The organism is Pseudomonas sp. MPB23 (assembly GCF_046605395.1).
Classification (GTDB): Bacteria; Pseudomonadota; Gammaproteobacteria; order Pseudomonadales; family Pseudomonadaceae; genus Aquipseudomonas.
Genome location: NZ_CP176771.1, coordinates 4,567,862 through 4,584,132 on the forward strand (window position 1 = coordinate 4,567,862; position 16,271 = coordinate 4,584,132).

General features: G+C 60.8%; 13 protein-coding genes and 2 pseudogenes. 12 read left to right on the forward strand and 3 right to left on the reverse strand.

Annotated features, from left to right (window positions below; translation table 11 throughout):
• Positions 1-133 precede the first annotated feature (133 nt).
• The 8 genes from ACLH0J_RS20535 to ACLH0J_RS20570 all read left to right on the forward strand — a co-directional run bounded on the left by ACLH0J_RS20535 (position 134) and on the right by ACLH0J_RS20570 (position 8,809).
• Positions 134-1,417 carry an ABC transporter substrate-binding protein gene (locus tag ACLH0J_RS20535; RefSeq protein WP_411392868.1) on the forward strand — a complete coding sequence of 428 codons (1,284 nt, stop codon included), beginning with the start codon at positions 134-136 and terminating at the stop codon, positions 1,415-1,417.
• A gap of 94 nt (positions 1,418-1,511) precedes the next feature.
• Positions 1,512-2,402: a carbohydrate ABC transporter permease gene (locus ACLH0J_RS20540; RefSeq protein WP_411388767.1), complete on the forward strand. Its 891-nt coding sequence runs from the start codon at positions 1,512-1,514 to the stop codon at positions 2,400-2,402.
• A 10-nt stretch (positions 2,403-2,412) separates the two neighbouring features.
• Positions 2,413-3,243, forward strand: a complete 831-nt coding sequence (locus ACLH0J_RS20545; RefSeq protein ID WP_017848429.1) for a carbohydrate ABC transporter permease — start codon at positions 2,413-2,415, stop codon at positions 3,241-3,243.
• A gap of 21 nt (positions 3,244-3,264) precedes the next feature.
• Positions 3,265-4,368, forward strand: coding sequence for an ABC transporter ATP-binding protein (locus tag ACLH0J_RS20550; protein WP_411388768.1), 1,104 nt, complete (start codon positions 3,265-3,267; stop codon positions 4,366-4,368).
• 16 nt (positions 4,369-4,384) lie between these two features.
• Positions 4,385-5,866 (forward strand): mannitol dehydrogenase family protein, encoded by a 1,482-nt coding sequence (locus tag ACLH0J_RS20555; RefSeq protein ID WP_411388769.1) that lies wholly within the window; start codon positions 4,385-4,387, stop codon positions 5,864-5,866.
• A gap of 141 nt (positions 5,867-6,007) precedes the next feature.
• On the forward strand, positions 6,008-7,489 hold the full coding sequence (gene xylB, locus ACLH0J_RS20560) for a xylulokinase (protein ID WP_411388770.1): 1,482 nt from the start codon (positions 6,008-6,010) through the stop codon (positions 7,487-7,489).
• Between the two features lie 12 nt (positions 7,490-7,501).
• Complete coding sequence (locus ACLH0J_RS20565; protein WP_411388771.1) at positions 7,502-8,440, forward strand: carbohydrate kinase family protein; 939 nt, start codon at positions 7,502-7,504, stop codon at positions 8,438-8,440.
• A 99-nt stretch (positions 8,441-8,539) separates the two neighbouring features.
• Positions 8,540-8,809, forward strand: a complete 270-nt coding sequence (locus tag ACLH0J_RS20570; protein WP_411388772.1) for a DUF2790 domain-containing protein — start codon at positions 8,540-8,542, stop codon at positions 8,807-8,809.
• Between the two features lie 58 nt (positions 8,810-8,867).
• On the opposite strand, the gene ACLH0J_RS20575 is transcribed toward ACLH0J_RS20570, so the two are convergent.
• Both ACLH0J_RS20575 and ilvA read right to left on the reverse strand, forming a co-directional pair.
• A complete protein-coding gene (locus ACLH0J_RS20575) occupies positions 8,868-9,140 on the reverse strand; it encodes a DUF1652 domain-containing protein (RefSeq protein WP_411388773.1) in 273 nt (90 codons plus the stop codon).
• A gap of 269 nt (positions 9,141-9,409) precedes the next feature.
• Positions 9,410-10,408: pseudogene (gene ilvA / locus ACLH0J_RS20580) on the reverse strand (threonine ammonia-lyase, biosynthetic); the annotation flags it as partial.
• A 273-nt stretch (positions 10,409-10,681) separates the two neighbouring features.
• Here ilvA and ACLH0J_RS20585 point away from each other — a divergent pair.
• Both ACLH0J_RS20585 and map read left to right on the forward strand, forming a co-directional pair.
• Entirely contained in the window at positions 10,682-10,882 is a 201-nt protein-coding gene (locus ACLH0J_RS20585; protein WP_003173664.1) for a ParD-like family protein, read from the forward strand.
• Positions 10,882-11,643, forward strand: coding sequence for a type I methionyl aminopeptidase (gene map, locus ACLH0J_RS20590; protein ID WP_411388774.1), 762 nt, complete (start codon positions 10,882-10,884; stop codon positions 11,641-11,643). The genes ACLH0J_RS20585 and map overlap by 1 nt, the downstream gene beginning before the upstream one ends.
• Before the next feature lie 64 nt (positions 11,644-11,707).
• On the opposite strand, the gene ACLH0J_RS20595 is transcribed toward map, so the two are convergent.
• On the reverse strand, positions 11,708-13,294 hold the full coding sequence (locus ACLH0J_RS20595) for a RimK family protein (RefSeq protein WP_411388775.1): 1,587 nt from the start codon (positions 13,292-13,294) through the stop codon (positions 11,708-11,710).
• Between the two features lie 94 nt (positions 13,295-13,388).
• Here ACLH0J_RS20595 and ACLH0J_RS20600 point away from each other — a divergent pair.
• Positions 13,389-13,835, forward strand: a pseudogene (locus ACLH0J_RS20600) (GNAT family N-acetyltransferase); the annotation flags it as partial.
• 241 nt (positions 13,836-14,076) lie between these two features.
• Complete coding sequence (locus tag ACLH0J_RS20605) at positions 14,077-16,266, forward strand: hypothetical protein (protein WP_411388776.1); 2,190 nt, start codon at positions 14,077-14,079, stop codon at positions 16,264-16,266.
• Positions 16,267-16,271: the final 5 nt, after the last annotated feature.

Consider the following 16,271-nt stretch of genomic DNA (forward strand, 5'->3'; position numbering starts at 1 on the left):
TAATCAACGCACACTCTTCCTGACAGCTCGTAGGAAGACACAACAACAATAACTGTCCTTCTGTAGCCCCCCGGGCGCGGAAATGGAGTGCGCGATGAAGTTCACAGCAAAAACCCTGCTTGCCTGTTCTTGCATGACGGTATGCATGACCCTCAGCGCCGTCAGCCTTGGCGCGCAAACCCTGACCATTGCCACCGTCAACAACAGCGACATGATCCGCATGCAAAAGCTCTCGAAAACCTTCGAGGCCGAGCATCCAGAGATCAAGCTGAACTGGGTGGTGCTCGAAGAAAACGTGCTGCGCCAACGCCTGACCACCGACATCGCCACCCAGGGCGGGCAGTTCGACGTATTGACCATCGGCATGTACGAAGCCGCACTCTGGGGCGCCAAGGGCTGGCTGGAACCGATGAAGGACTTGCCGGCGTCCTACGACCTCGACGACGTTTTCCCTTCGGTACGTGATGGCCTGTCTGTCAAAGGTTCGCTGTACGCCCTGCCGTTCTACGCCGAAAGCTCGATCACCTATTACCGCACCGACCTGTTCAAGGACGCCGGGCTGAGCATGCCCGAGCACCCGACCTGGACGCAGATCGGCGAATACGCGGCGAAACTCACCGACAAGAGCAAAGAGCAATACGGCCTGTGCCTGCGCGGCAAAGCCGGTTGGGGTGAAAACATGGCGCTGATCACCACCCTGGCCAACGGCTACGGCGCGCGCTGGTTCGATGAGAAATGGCAAGCGCAATTCAACGGCCCAGAATGGAAGGACGCGCTGAACTTCTACGTCGACAACATGAAAAAATCCGGCCCGCCGGGGGCGTCGAGCAACGGCTTCAACGAAAACCTGGCGCTGTTCAACAGCGGCAAGTGCGCGATCTGGGTCGATGCCAGCGTCGCCGGCTCGTTCGTCACCGACAAGACCCAGAGCAAAGTGGCTGACCACGTCGGCTTTACCTTTGCCCCTCACGAAACTACCGACAAAGGCACCTCGTGGCTGTACTCCTGGAGCCTGGCGATCCCCACCAGTTCCAAGGCCAAGGACGCCGCCAAGGTGTTCACCAGTTGGGCGACATCCAAGGAATACAGCGCCTTGGTCGCCAAGACCGACGGCATCGCCAACGTTCCGCCGGGTACGCGCAAGTCGACCTACAGCGATGAGTACATGAAGGCCGCCCCCTTCGCCAAAGTGACCCTGGAATCGCTGAAAGTGGCGGACCCGACCAAACCGACCCTCAAGCCGGTGCCGTATATCGGCATCCAGTTGGTGACCATTCCTGAGTTCCAGGCCATTGGGACCCAGGTCGGCAAGTTCTTCGCCGGCGCGCTGACCGGTCAGCAAACGGTGGATCAAGCCTTGACCGCCGCGCAGACCACCACCGAGCGCGAAATGAAGCGGGCCGGTTACCCCAAGTAACCCCCGACCCCAGCACCGTCAAATGTGGGAGGGGGCTTGCTCCCTCCCACATTGACCGCACTCCGATTCTTGCTGCGCATTGGTCTTGAATACCATGAATACAACACCCAAAAACCGCCTGGCCAACCCCGGCTGGTTTCTCGTCAGCCCCTCGGTGGCCTTGCTGCTGTTGTGGATGATCGTGCCGCTGGGCATGACCCTGTACTTTTCGCTGATCCGCTACAACCTGCTCTACCCCGGTGAAAACCAGTTCGTGGGGCTGGAGAACTTCACCTACTTCATCACCGATTCGGGCTTCCTGCCCGGCGCCACCAATACCCTGTTGCTGGTGGGCAGCGTGCTGTTGATCAGCGTGGTGTTCGGCGTGTTGATCAGTGCCTTGCTGGAGGCCAGTGAATTCTTCGGCCGCGGCCTGGTGCGGGTGTTGCTGATTTCGCCGTTTTTCATCATGCCCACCGTCGGCGCGCTGATCTGGAAGAACCTGATTTTCCACCCGGTATCGGGGATTCTCGCCGCACTTTGGAAGCTGTTCGGCGCCGAGCCGGTGGACTGGCTGGCGCACTACCCGTTGCTGTCGATCATCATCATCGTCTCGTGGCAATGGCTGCCCTTCGCGATCCTGCTGCTGATGACCGCCATGCAGTCCCTCGACCAGGAGCAAAAGGAAGCCGCGCGCCTGGACGGTGCCGGCGCCATCGCGATCTTCTGGCACCTGACCCTACCCCACCTGGCGCGCCCGATTGCCGTGGTGGTGATGATCGAAACCATCTTCCTGCTCTCGGTGTTCGCCGAAATCTTCACCACCACCAACGGCGGCCCCGGCTACGCCTCGACCAACCTCGCCTACCTGATCTACAACCAGGCGCTGGTGCAGTTCGACGTGGGCATGGCCTCGGCCGGCGGCTTGATTGCCGTGGTCATCGCCAATATCGCGGCGATCATCCTGGTGCGGATGATCGGCAAAAACCTGACTGACAAGCCTTGAGGGCCGCGCCATGACGCTTCAACAATCCCGTCGCCTGCAGAGCCTGTTGCTCGGCACCCTGGCCTGGGCCATCGCGATCCTGATCTTCTTCCCGATCTTCTGGATGGTGCTGACCAGCTTCAAGACCGAAATCGACGCGTTCGCCACGCCGCCGCAGTTCATCTTCACGCCGACGCTGGAGAACTACCTGCACATCAACGAGCGCAGCAACTACTTCAGCTATGCGTGGAACTCGGTGCTGATTTCATTCAGCGCCACCGCCCTGTGCCTGCTGATCTCGGTGCCGGCCGCCTACTCCATGGCCTTCTACGAGACCCAACGCACCAAGGGCACGCTGCTGTGGATGTTGTCGACCAAGATGCTGCCGCCGGTGGGTGTGCTGATGCCGATCTACCTGCTGGCCAAGAGCTTCGGCCTACTGGATACGCGCATCGCGCTGATCATCATCTACACCCTGATCAACCTGCCGATCGTGGTGTGGATGGTGTACACCTACTTCAAGGACATCCCCAAGGACATCCTCGAAGCCGCCCGCCTGGATGGCGCCACGCTGTGGCAGGAAATGGTCCGCGTGCTGCTACCGATCGCCAAGGGCGGCCTGGCCTCCACCGTGCTGCTGTCGCTGATCCTGTGCTGGAACGAAGCGTTCTGGTCGCTGAACCTGACCTCGTCGAATGCCGCGCCGCTCACCGCGCTGATCGCCTCCTATTCCAGCCCCGAAGGCTTGTTCTGGGCCAAATTGTCCGCTGTGTCGACCCTGGCCTGTGCGCCGATCCTGATCTTTGGCTGGATCAGCCAGAAACAGTTGGTGCGCGGTTTGTCCTTCGGCGCCGTTAAATAATCATTCCTGCGGAGGCCCATCATGGCCAACCTGAAAATCAAGAATCTGCAAAAAGGCTTCGAAGGTTTCTCGATCATCAAGGGCATCGACCTGGAAGTGAACGACAAGGAATTCGTGGTCTTCGTCGGCCCCTCGGGCTGCGGTAAATCCACCCTGCTGCGCCTGATCGCGGGCCTTGAAGAAGTCAGCGAAGGCACCATCGAGCTGGATGGCCGCGACATCACCGAAGTGACCCCGGCCAAGCGCGACCTGGCAATGGTGTTCCAGACCTACGCGCTGTACCCGCACATGAGCGTGCGCAAGAACATGTCGTTTGCCCTCGACCTGGCCGGCGTCGACAAAAAACGGGTGGAGAGCAAAGTCAACGAAGCGGCGCGCATCCTCGAACTGGGCCCGCTGCTGGAGCGCAAGCCCAAGCAGTTGTCCGGCGGTCAGCGTCAGCGCGTGGCCATCGGCCGGGCCATTGTGCGCAACCCGAAGATCTTCCTGTTCGACGAACCGCTGTCCAACCTCGACGCCGCGCTGCGCGTGCAGATGCGCCTTGAGTTGGCGCGCCTGCATAAAGAGCTGCAAGCAACGATGATCTACGTGACCCACGACCAAGTCGAAGCCATGACCCTGGCCGACAAGGTGGTGGTGCTCAACAGCGGCCGTATCGAACAGGTCGGCTCGCCACTGGCGCTGTATCACCAGCCGGCCAACCTGTTTGTCGCGGGTTTTCTCGGTACGCCGAAGATGGGTTTCCTCAAGGGCAAGGTCACGCGGGTCGAAGGCCAGGGCTGCGAGGTGCAATTGGACGCCGGTACCCTGATCAACCTGCCGCTCAGCAGCGCCAGCTTGAGCGTGGGCAGCGCGGTGACCCTGGGCATTCGCCCGGAGCATCTGGAGATCGCCGCACCGGGCCAGACCACCCTGACCGTCACCGCCGACGTCGGCGAACGCCTGGGCAGCGACACCTTCTGCCACGTCATCACCGCCAATGGCGAGCCGCTGACCATGCGCATTCGTGGCGACATGGCCAGCCAGTATGGCGAGACGCTGCACCTGCACCTGGACCCGGCGCACTGCCATCTGTTCGACACCGACGGCGTGGCCGTGGCCCGTCCACTGCGCGCTGCCGCCTGATTTCGCGAGAGTCATGATGAAACTGAATAAACACAACCTCACCCAATTGGCGCCGCCAGTGAAAATCCCGACTTACGCCATTGCCGATACCCGCCAGGGCATCGCCCATATCGGCGTCGGCGGTTTCCATCGCGCGCACCAGGCGTATTACACCGATGCGCTGATGAATAGCGGCGAAGGCCTGGATTGGAGCATCTGCGGCGTCGGCCTGCGTGCCGAGGACCGCAAGGCCCGCGACGACCTGGCCGGCCAGGACTACCTGTTCACCCTGTATGAACTGGGTGACACCGACGACACCGAAGTGCGCGTGATCGGCTCGATCAGCGACATGCTGCTGGCCGAAGACGGCGCCCAGGCGCTGATCGACAAACTGGCCAGTCCCGCGATTCGCATCGTGTCGCTGACCATCACCGAAGGCGGCTACTGCATCGACGACAGCAACGGCGAGTTCATGGCCCACCTGCCGCAGATCCAGCACGACCTGGCGCACCCGAAAGCGCCGAAAACCGTGTTCGGTTTTATCTGCGCCGCGCTGACCCAACGCCGCGCCGCCGGCACCCCGGCGTTTACCGTGATGTCCTGCGATAACCTGCCCCACAACGGCAGCGTGACCCGCAAGGCGCTGCTGGCCTTCGCCGCCCTGCACGATGCCGAGCTGCGTGACTGGATCGCGGCCAACGTCAGCTTCCCGAATGCCATGGTCGACCGCATTACGCCGATGACCAGCACCGCACACCGCCTGCAGTTGCACGACGAACACGGCATCGATGATGCCTGGCCGGTGGTGTGCGAGCCGTTTGTGCAATGGGTGCTGGAAGACCGGTTCGTCAACGGTCGCCCGGCCTGGGAAAAGGTCGGCGTGCAGTTCACCGACGACGTGACGCCCTATGAAGAAATGAAGATCGGCCTGCTCAACGGCAGCCACCTGGCCCTGACGTACCTGGGGTTTCTCAAGGGGTATCGGTTTGTCCACGAGACCATGAACGATCCGCTGTTCGTGGCCTACATGCGCGCCTACATGGACCTGGACGTCACGCCGAACCTGGCGCCGGTGCCGGGTATCGACCTGACCGAGTACAAGCAGACCCTGGTGGATCGCTTCTCCAATCAGGCGATTGCCGACCAGTTGGAACGCGTGTGTTCCGACGGCTCGTCGAAGTTTCCCAAGTTCACCGTGCCGACCATCAACCGCCTGATTGCCGATGGCCGCGAGACCGAGCGCGCCGCGCTGGTGGTGGCCGCGTGGGCGTTGTACCTCAAGGGTGTGGATGAGCATGGCGTGAGCTACACAATCCCCGACCCGCGTGCCGCGTTCTGCCAGGGGCTGGTGAGTGATGACGGCTTGATCAGCAAGCGCCTGCTGGGGGTCGAAGAGATTTTCGGCACAGCTATTCCCAACTCGCCGGCGTTTGTGGCAGCGTTCGAGCGGTGTTTTGCCAGCTTGCGCGACCACGGCGTCACAAAAACACTGCAACAACTCCTGAAGAAACCGGTTTAACCCTGTGGGAGGGGGCTTGCTCCCGATAGCGGTGTATCAGTAAAGAACACTGACACTGACCCACCGCTATCGGGAGCACGCCCCCTCCCACAGTTGACCGGGTTACCCATCCAAAAAAACAATACTGCTGAGTACCCCTTCATGACCCAGCCAAACCTGTTCCTCGGCATCGACTGCGGCACCCAGGGCACCAAGGCCATCGTCCTCGACGCGTGCAGCGGCAAGGTGTTGGGCCTGGGCGCCGCCGCACACACATTGATCAGCGGCGCCAATGGCCGTCGCGAGCAGCAGCCCCAGGAGTGGCTGGACGCCTTTACCGAAGCCACCCACCGCGCCTTGCAACAGGCCGGCGTGGACGGTCAGGCCATCCTCGGCATTGGCGTTTCCGGCCAGCAGCACGGCCTGGTGCTGCTCGATGAACAGGGCCAGGTGCTGCGCCCGGCCAAGCTGTGGTGCGACACCGAAACGGCGCCGGAGAACGACCGCCTGCTGGCCCATCTGGGCGGCGAGAGCGGATCGCTGGAACGCCTTGGCGTGGCAATTGCACCCGGCTACACCGTGTCCAAACTGCTGTGGACCCGCGAGCAGCACCCGCAGGTGTTCGCGCGCATCGCCCATATCCTGCTGCCCCACGACTACCTCAACTACTGGCTCACCGGACGCGCCGTCGCCGAATACGGCGATGCATCGGGCACCGGCTACTTCAACGTGCGCACCCGCGAATGGGACACCGCGCTGCTCCAGCACATCGACCCCAGCGGCCGCCTGCACGCCGCCGTGCCTGAGCTGATCGAAGCCGACCAGGCCGTGGGCACGATCCTGCCGGCCATCGCCGAACGCCTGGGCATCAACCCTGCGGCCATCGTCGCCAGTGGCGGCGGCGATAACATGATGGGCGCCATCGGCACCGGCAATATCGCCCCCGGCGTGATCACCATGAGCCTGGGTTCGTCGGGCACCGTGTATGCCTTCGCCGACCAGCCCAACGTGAGCCCCCAGGCATCGGTGGCGACCTTCTGTTCCTCCAGCGGCGGCTGGCTGCCGTTGATCTGCACCATGAACCTGACCAACGCCACCGGGGTGATTCGCGAGCTGTTCGAGCTGGACCTGGCCACTTTCAACGCGTTGGTCGAACAGGCGCCGATCGGTGCCGACGGCGTCAGCATGCTGCCGTTCCTCAACGGCGAACGCGTGCCCGCCCTGCCCCACGCCACCGGCAGCGTGCACGGCCTGACCATGACCAACCTGACCCGCGCCAACCTCTGCCGCGCCGTGGTCGAAGGCACCACGTTCGGCCTGCGCTACGGCCTCGACCTGCTGCGCCAGACCGGTCTGCAAAGCCAGAGCATCCGCTTGATCGGCGGCGGCTCGAAAAGCCCCGTGTGGCGGCAGATGGTCGCGGATATCATGAACACCGAAGTTGTCTGCACCGAACAAAGCGAGGCCGCCGCCCTGGGCGCGGCGATCCAGGCGGCGTGGTGCCAGTCCGGCGAGTCATTGGCCAGCCTGTGCGCCAAATGCGTGAGCGTCGACCCGGCCAGCCGGACCCTGCCGGCGGCGGCGAGTGTCAGCGCCTATCAACAGGCTTACGAGCGCTATCAACAGCACGTGGCAACCCTTTAAGAGCGAACGACTATGTATCTGGTGTGTGGTGAAGCGCTGTTTGATTTTTTCAGCGAAGACGAGGCCGGCGGGCAGGCTTCCAGGGTCAATTACAAGGCGATTGCCGGCGGTTCGCCGTTCAACGTCGCGGTAGGGTTGCGCCGCCTGGGCATCGAGGCCGGCCTGTTCGGCGGCCTGTCCACCGACTTCCTCGGGCGCCGCTTGTTGCAGGTGCTCAAGGATGAAGGCGTCAGCGAGCGCTTTTTGGTGGAATTCGCCGCGCCGACCACCCTGGCGATGGTCGCCGTGGGTGCCGATGGCTCGCCGCAATACAGCTTTCGCGGCGAAGGCTGCGCCGACCGGCAACTGCAAGTCGCCCATCTGCCGGTACTCGGCGATGACGTGCGCGGGCTGCATATCGGCTCGTTCTCCCTGGTGGTGCAACCGATCGGCGACACCTTGCTGAACCTGGTCCAGCGCGAAAGCGGCAAGCGCCTGATCAGCCTCGACCCCAATGTGCGCCTGAACCCGCAACCGGATATCCAACTGTGGCGCACGCGCGTCACCGAGCTGGTCAAGTATGCCGACCTGATCAAAGTCAGCGATGAAGACCTGCACCTGCTCTACCCCGACCAGGCGCCGGAACGCGTGCTGCAGGGTTGGCTGCAGCACCGTTGCCAATTGGTGTTCCTCACCCGTGGCGGCGATGGCGCCAGCGTGTTCAGTCGCCAGCATGGGACTTGGTCCGCACCGGCCGTGAAGGTGGTCATGGCCGACACGGTGGGCGCCGGCGATACCTTCCAGGCCGCGTTGATTGCCTGGTTGACCGAACAACGGCTGGACTCGGTGCAAGGCCTGCAACAGCTCAGCCGCGCGCAGATCGACACGATGCTCGGCTTCGCCATCCGTGCGGCCGCGTTGACCTGCACCAAGACCGGACCGGACCTGCCGTATCGCCAGCAACTGGGCTGACGCGCGTATTGATGAAGGTTTTGTCAGCCGAACAGACATTAATCGACGGTTAATCCCGCACGCCGAGAGTGAAGTGGTACCCACTTGCGGAGCACCACCATGAAACTGCGCACTTTAATACTCGGCGGCGCACTGGCACTGGCAGCGGTGTCGGGCCTGGCTCAAGCCAACGATCAAGGCACCGCGGCCAAACCGGTGCCTTACCATTACGGCATGCCCATGAATATCGCCAAAGTCCTGGCCATGAACGAACCCGCGACCAACGACTGCGAAGTGGTCAAGGCCGATATCAAGTTCGTGAACACATCCGGCAACGTACAAGACGTGAGCTATCGGAAACTGTCCGAAGCCTGCAGCTTTCAGAATTGATGGGCCGGCATGAACAACGTCGGGCCTGGCAATTACCAGGCCCACCGTTCAACGCCAACTACCAGTCGTGAGTTCGCCCTGCCGCTCTTTGCAGGACCGGCGCATGTGCCTGCTTGAGATCTTCACGCAATCCGGTAATCAAATTGCAAATGGCCCGACTGCTGTCGAGCTTATCGGCGTTTATGCCTTTGACTTCCAAATGCACCCGGTCACGGTCGCGGTCGTCATAGACCTTGATCGTCAGCGAAGCATCTTCGGCTTTGGTGCACTCGCACCGTTTGGGCAGGAAACTTCCTTCAATGATGCTGCGAAGTTCTAGTTCCGAAAGCATGGTCAACCTCTCCTTTCCTGAGACTGCCAATCGATTGTTGTAGGTCTGACAGGCCCGTGCCTGCCGCGTCTTACCGACCCTGGTGGACGCTTACAACTTCCAAGCGTACTCGGCAAAATCCGCTTCCGTTGTAACCATTCCTCATAAGCAACGCGTTCGTTTATATAACTGGCACCCACGCGTTTTGGCTCGGTTTAAATCATCGCCGAACCCCTTCGATTAAACGTTTAACCCTGACCCTCAAGTTAAAGGACACTTTGCGCAGCCACTCTTTCTGCAACATGTCGCAAACTATCGAAGTTGATATTGGCCCCGGAATTCACCGCCACCAGCGTCTGCCCGTGCAGATCATGCTCGGCGACGTACTTGCGGATACCCGCCACCGCCAAAGCGCCGGAAGGCTCGGTGATGGAGCGCGTATCGTCGTAGATCAACTTGATCGCACTGCACAGCTCATCGTTGTTGACAGTAATGACTTCATCGACCCAATCCCGGCAGATTTCAAACCCATAGGCACCGATTTGCGCAACCGCGGTGCCATCGGCGAACCCATCGACGCTGGGCAACACCACGCGCTCGCCGGCACGCAGCGCCGCCAACAGGCAACTGGACCCCTGGGGCTCGACGCCGATGATGCGCACCTGCGGGCGCAGGTATTTGACGTACGCCGCAATCCCGGCGATCAGGCCACCGCCGCCCACCGGTACGAAGATCGCGTCCAGCGGCCCCTGTTGCTGACGCAGGATTTCCATGGCCACGGTGCCTTGGCCGGCGATCACATCGGGGTCGTCGAAGGGCGAGACAAACGTGCACCCGCTGGCCTCGGCCAACTGCAACGCATGGGCCAGGGCAAACGGAAAACTCTGCCCATGCAGGACTGCTTCGGCGCCTCGCGAGCGCACGCCCTGCACCTTCAAGTCCGGCGTGGTGCTGGGCATGACAATCCGCGCCTTGATCCCCAACTCCCGCGCCGCCAGCGCCACACCCTGGGCATGGTTGCCCGCCGAGGCGGTGATCACCCCCCGGGCTTTCTGCTCGGGCGTCAGTTGCACCAGCTTGTTGTAGGCGCCGCGAATCTTGAAGGAAAAGGTCGGTTGCAGGTCTTCACGCTTGAGCAACACCTGGTTGCCCAGCAACGCCGACAGCGCCGGCGCGGCTTGCAGCGGCGTACGCACCGCCAGGTCGTAGACCGGGGCGGCGAGGATCTTTTTCACATAGTGCTCAAGCAGTCCCGTGTCGGCGGTGTGGGGCGCGGTGCAGGTGCTCATGGGTGTCTCCTGGGTTCTTGTAAAGGGCCCTGGCGACGGAAAAACAAAACCCGCCTCTAGGGCGGGTTTGGGTACAGCCGTGCGCTATCCCGCCAAATGAGGAATGGCGGTAATAATGCTCGACTGGGTAGGGAAGGCTTGAAATGTCATGTCACAAAACTAACCGGCGATTGCGCGGCAAGTCAATGGCCAATCGCCATTTAGCGCTTGGGGGTTTACGCCTGATATACGAAACGTATACGCTTTGTATATCCAATCAGCACAGTGAACAGCATGGGCATCGTCAAGATCACCGACCAATTGCATGAACAACTACGCCTCGCCAGCGCGGCCATGGACCGCTCCATCAACGCCCAGGCCGAGTTCTGGATCAAGATCGGCCTGCTCGCCGAGCTCAACCCCAGCCTGCCCTACAACGAACTGATCAACAAACTGTTGCTCGACAAACCCGACCTGATCCGGGGGCGCAGCTAATGATCAAGACCGCCGCCCAACTGGCTGTGATGCGTGAATCCGGGCGCCTGCTGGCCCAGGTGTTCAGCATGCTCGACGGTTTTGTCGCCGCCGGCCGCTCCACCCTGGAACTGGACAGCGCCGTCGAAGCGTTCATCCGCAACGACCTCAACGCCCGTCCGGCCAGTCTCGGGCAATACGACTACCCCTTCTCGATCAACACCTCGATCAACGAGGTGGTGTGCCACGGCATGCCCAGTGCCAAGGAGGTGCTCAAAGACGGCGACATCATCAACATCGACATCACCCTGGAAAAAGGCGGCTTCATCGCCGACTCCAGCAAGATGTACATGATCGGCACCGTCGCGCCCAAGGCCCGGCGCCTGGTGGAAATGACCTTCGAGGCGATGTGGGCCGGCATCCGCCAGGTCAAGCCCGGCGCGCGCCTGGGGGACATCGGCCATGCGATCCAGAGCCACGCGCAGGCCAACGGCTACAGCGTGGTGCGCGAATACTGCGGCCATGGCATCGGCCGGCAGATGCACGAGGAACCGCAGATCCTGCACTTCGGCCGTCCCGGCACCGGCATGGAATTGCGCGAAGGCATGGTCTTCACCATCGAACCGATGCTCAACCAGGGCGGCGCCAAAGTGCGCAGCCTCAAGGACGGCTGGACGGTGGTGACCCGGGACAACAGCCTGTCGGCGCAGTGGGAACACACGGTGGCGGTGACGGCAGATGGATTTGAAGTACTGACCCTGCAACACCAGACCGGCGAATAACCGGTGGCGAGCCAGCGGGTGTGTGACGCCAGATCGGCCACTTCAACGCGCTGGATCCTCGCCCTTACCAGACCTGGCCCTGGCGCTTCAACTCCAGGCGGCGGACGAATTCCTCCAGCACCAGGGCGTACAGGTCGTCCTGCAAGTAGGCATCTTCAATGCCCGCGTCCAGGTTCGGGTTGTCGTTGACTTCGATCACCACCACCTTGTCGCCGGATTGCTTGAGATCGACCCCGTAAAGGCCATCGCCGATCAGGTTGGCGGTCTTCACCGCCAGCTCCACCACCGCCTTGGGTGCTTCATGGATCGCCAGGGTACGGCATTCGCCGTTGATGTCCTGGCCGATGGCCTTGTGGTTGTAGATCTGCCAGTGGCCCTTGGACATAAAGTATTGGCAGGCAAAAATCGGTTTGCGGTTGAGCACGCCAATGCGCCAGTCGTACTCGGTGTAGAAGAACTCCTGGGCCAGCAACAGCACCGAATGCTCGAACAACTGCGCGGTGGCCTTGAGCAAGGCGTCCTGGCTCTCGACCTTGATCACGCCACGGGAAAAACACCCGTCGGGGATCTTCAACACCAGGGGAAAGCCCAGGCGCTCGCCGACCCGTACGAAATCTTCCGGTCGCTCCTTGTACAGAATTTCAGTGGCCGGCATGCCCAAGTGATGGCTGTTGAGCAGGTCCGTGAGGTAGACCTTGTTGGTGCAGCGCAGGATCGATGCCGGGTCGTCCATCACCACCAGGCCCTCGCTTTCGGCTTTCTTGGCGAACCGGTAGGTATGGTTGTCGACGCTGGTGGTCTCGCGGATCAGCAAGGCGTCGTATTCGGCCAGGCGTGCGTAATCCTTGCGCTCGATCAGTTCCACATCGATGCCCAGGCCCTTACCCACGCGAATGAAATGCTCCAACGCCTTGGCGTTGGACGGCGGCAGTTGCTCGTGGGGATCGTGAAGGATGGCCAGGTCGTAACGGGCCAGGCGACGTGAACGTGGCTGGCGCCAAATCTTGCGGCTGAAGTTGTCCAGGGCGTGGGCGAATTGATATTCCTGATCGTCGCGCAACTTGTGCAAGACGCCGGACTTGACCCCGCCAATGTGCCAGCCGTTATGCTTTTTGAATTCAACTAACAAGATCGGGCAGGGAAAAGCTTCAAATAACTGACGGGCCAATTCCTGCAACGGTTCTATATGGGTTCGACCAAAATAAAGTGTCAGGGTAAAGCCCTCGGTACTGCTGTAAAGATGATGACTCAAGGCTTTATCGAGGGCTTTATCCAGGTCATCCAGCGCCAGTCCATACAGCGCCTTTTTAGTCAGTTCACTGATAGTGCGCACCGACGGAATCACCTTGTGTCCGCGCGCTTCGGCCAGTAGCGAGCAGTAGTAACCATGCCCCAGGTACTTGTAGCTGCGGCACAGGTTGATCACCTGCACGCGCTTGCCGGTCTCGTTTTCCCGTGTCTGCTCCAGGTATTCCTGCGCGGTGACGATGTCTTCGCTGGGGAAATAGGAGGCCCAGTCTTCCTTGCGCTCGACAATGATCACTACTTGACTGGCGCCTTTCGGTGGCGCGGAAAAATAGCCTTTGGAAGTTATTGTCGTCGCGACGGTTTGCTCGGATACTTCACGCCAATGACTGTGTACCGCCGACATAATATTTGATCCGCTTTAGAGAACTCGACCTTTTCTATTAAGCACGATCTTTTAGACAAGTCCCGTTTCGTTACGCAACTTTTACGGCGGTTATATGGCTCTTTTCTTTCGCATTGCATTACCCACCGATGTGCCGGCGTTAGTGGCGCTCGAACAGCGCTGTTTCAGCACCGACCGGCTCTCTCCGCGCAGTTTCCACAGGATGATCGGGCGCGCCCACGGCCAGTTGCTGGTGGCGGAACAGGACGGGCAATTGCTCGGTTATGCGCTGGTGCTGTTCCGTCGCGGCAGTTCGTTGGCGCGCCTGTATTCCATCGCCATCGCCGAACACGCCCGTGGCATGGGCCTGGGTAAACAGCTGCTGAGCCGCATCGAAACCTGTGCGGCGCAACACGCCTGCACGTGCCTGCGCCTGGAAGTGCGCACCGACAACCCCGGCGCCCTGACCTTGTATGAACGCGACGGCTACCAACGCTTTGCCGTGATCGACGATTACTACGCAGACCACTGCCCTGCCCTGCGCCTGGAAAAAACCATCCTGCCCACATTCCGCTGCCCCGCCAACGCCAGCCCCGCGACACCTCTCGACGCACGAGTGCGGCATACGCGCTAAAGCCAAGAAATATCCAGTCTCAGTTTTTTTATTCCCATGCGCACCGGCCTTCTCCGGCCAGGTGCGCAACTTCTTGCACAGTTCAGGCTGGTTATCATCGCGCTTCTCATAAAACTGCCGTTTGCGAAGAGCTGAAGCCAGACACAGCTTCAGCGTAGGGAGCACTCCAATGAAGCCGGATTACCGTAAAGAAGTGATTCAGTTCATACCGGGCGAACACTCATCGTTCGAACTGACCATGGACTGGTTCGCCAAAAAAGCCCTCTACCCGCCACGATTCGGCGTGAAGGTCACCCCGTTGATCAACGGCGAGCAGGCCTTCGGCGCGGTCCACGATGCCATCGGGGCCGCGACCCGCAGCGTCGACATCATCAGTTGGGGGTTCGACCCGGCGATGCGCTTCAAGCCCGGCAGCGACCGTATCGGCGAGCTGCTGGATGTTCGCGGTCGCCACCGGGTCAAGACCCGCGTGCTGATCTGGAAGAATCCACTGGCCAACTTCGTGGAAAACACCCTCATCGGCGATGGCCTCGCGGGCTCTGGCGGGACGGCGCTGGGGTCCGGCATGGTCAGGGGCCGCGTGGCATCCGACGGCGAGCTGCGGGCCCGACGCGTGCTGGAATTCCGCCGCACCGTTCACCAGGACGAATTGATCAAACTGCGCGCGGGCGAGCTGCCGTATTACGGCGCCAGTGGCTACCGCTATCAGCAGCGCGAAAAGGAACTGCAGGCCATTCTGATTGATCTGGAGAACCAGTTGAACGGCAACGGTGGCTACAACCAGTTCGCAGGCTCGGGTGCGCCCGACTATTCGCCTCAGGATCAGGAATACACCCGGGAGTGGTTCCGCCGTATCCATGATGGGCAGATGCGGAATGTGGAGTTTCGCACGCGGGATTTTTCCACTGAACTGCCCTTGAACGCGCTTCTGCGCGGGCCGCAGATGCTCACTGAAAAAGGTCGCCTGTCGACCCTGTATCGCTTGATCAGAGGCGAAGCCCCCGATACGAACTTTGCGCATATGTTGCTGTTGACCCTGTTCGCCAGCCACCACCAGAAAATGGTGCTGGTGGACTACGAAGACATCGCGAACGCCGTAGGCTTCGTCATGGGCCACAACATGCATCGCAACTACTGGGACACCAGCGCACACCTCTACCACGACAAAGCCGCCGGGCGCAGCCCAGGCTTCGGCCCGTGGCAGGACCTGTCCATGCAAGTGCAAGGCTCCGTCCTGCACGACTTGAACCACAACTTCAGCAGCGCCTGGGACCGGGAAACCGTCTGGATCAAAAAATGGTTTACCGACGGCCTGAGCGAACAACGCAACGCGATCAACCCGGAGCACTTCAAAAGCGCCGGCCCGACCATGGCCCAGATCTGCCGCACCCAACCGCAGGAAGGCGCGGATACATCGATCCTGGAGCTGTACCACAAGGCGTTGGGCAACGTGCGTAACTACGCCTATTTTGAAAATCAGTATTTTCGCTATCCGGCGTTTGCCCGGCAGTTGCGCGAGTTGGCGGCGGCCTATATCGCAAAGGGCAGAGAACAAGACCTGTACTTGTTCGTGGTCACCAACCATCCGAACGACAAGAGCTTTGCCAGTACCACCTATGCCATGTTGCAGGAACTGGGGCAGGAACAACTGATGCCCCAGGCCCAACGCACCCTGGCCGAGGACATGCTGCGAAAGCGCAGCCAACTGGCGTACCTGGAGGCCAATCCACACCGTGATCCCTACGTACAACGGGCCCAACTCAACCGCGCCGACGTACTCAAACGCGAGATTGCAGAACTGGAAGCAAAGGGCATCACCCCCGAAGTCGAGCAACGCCTGGGCGGGCTTAAACCCGAAGACATCCCTGAACTCGGCAAGCCCAAAGACGGTGAAAACGACGATGAAAAGCCCTACACCCTCAAGGACATACCGGGACTGAAAGTAGTGATCGGCACCCTGACGGCCTGCACACCAGAACCCGCAAGTCCGTTGTTTGAAGGCGAAACAGCCCAGTTCCGCGATATCTATGTGCACTCCAAGTTATTGGTGGTGGACGATGTTTTCAGTTTGCTGAGTTCCGCCAATATCAATACCCGCAGTATGCATACGGACTCGGAGTTGGGACTAGCCGCACCGGATTATGAGTTGGCGAAGCGGTGGCGGGAGGAGTTGTGGGGGTTGCATGTGGGGAAGTCGTTTAATGATGGTGCTGGAAATTGTAGCGGGCTAGAGAACTTCAATGAATGGAACAGAGTGATGGATGAGAACTGGAAGAACAAATATAAAAGTATACCGTTGATAGCTCATCTGACACGTTTTTGGGATGTCGAGACGCCTTATGCCAAAGCTATCGATTAAATGCA

Bases quoted from the DNA above. Each gene is read 5' to 3' on its own strand.
- ACLH0J_RS20545 (WP_017848429.1), top strand. From the start codon at position 2,413: ATGACGCTTCAACAATCCCGTCGCCTGCAGAGCCTGTTGCTCGGCACC.
- ACLH0J_RS20540 (WP_411388767.1), top strand. From the start codon at position 1,512: ATGAATACAACACCCAAAAACCGCCTGGCCAACCCCGGCTGGTTTCTC.
- xylB (WP_411388770.1), top strand. From the start codon at position 6,008: ATGACCCAGCCAAACCTGTTCCTCGGCATCGACTGCGGCACCCAGGGC.
- ACLH0J_RS20535 (WP_411392868.1), top strand. From the start codon at position 134: ATGACGGTATGCATGACCCTCAGCGCCGTCAGCCTTGGCGCGCAAACC.
- ACLH0J_RS20605 (WP_411388776.1), top strand. From the start codon at position 14,077: ATGAAGCCGGATTACCGTAAAGAAGTGATTCAGTTCATACCGGGCGAA.
- ACLH0J_RS20570 (WP_411388772.1), top strand. From the start codon at position 8,540: ATGAAACTGCGCACTTTAATACTCGGCGGCGCACTGGCACTGGCAGCG.
- map (WP_411388774.1), top strand. From the start codon at position 10,882: ATGATCAAGACCGCCGCCCAACTGGCTGTGATGCGTGAATCCGGGCGC.
- ACLH0J_RS20585 (WP_003173664.1), top strand. From the start codon at position 10,682: ATGGGCATCGTCAAGATCACCGACCAATTGCATGAACAACTACGCCTC.
- ACLH0J_RS20555 (WP_411388769.1), top strand. From the start codon at position 4,385: ATGAAACTGAATAAACACAACCTCACCCAATTGGCGCCGCCAGTGAAA.
- ACLH0J_RS20575 (WP_411388773.1), bottom strand. From the start codon at position 9,140: ATGCTTTCGGAACTAGAACTTCGCAGCATCATTGAAGGAAGTTTCCTG.
- ACLH0J_RS20565 (WP_411388771.1), top strand. From the start codon at position 7,502: ATGTATCTGGTGTGTGGTGAAGCGCTGTTTGATTTTTTCAGCGAAGAC.
- ACLH0J_RS20550 (WP_411388768.1), top strand. From the start codon at position 3,265: ATGGCCAACCTGAAAATCAAGAATCTGCAAAAAGGCTTCGAAGGTTTC.
- ACLH0J_RS20595 (WP_411388775.1), bottom strand. From the start codon at position 13,294: ATGTCGGCGGTACACAGTCATTGGCGTGAAGTATCCGAGCAAACCGTC.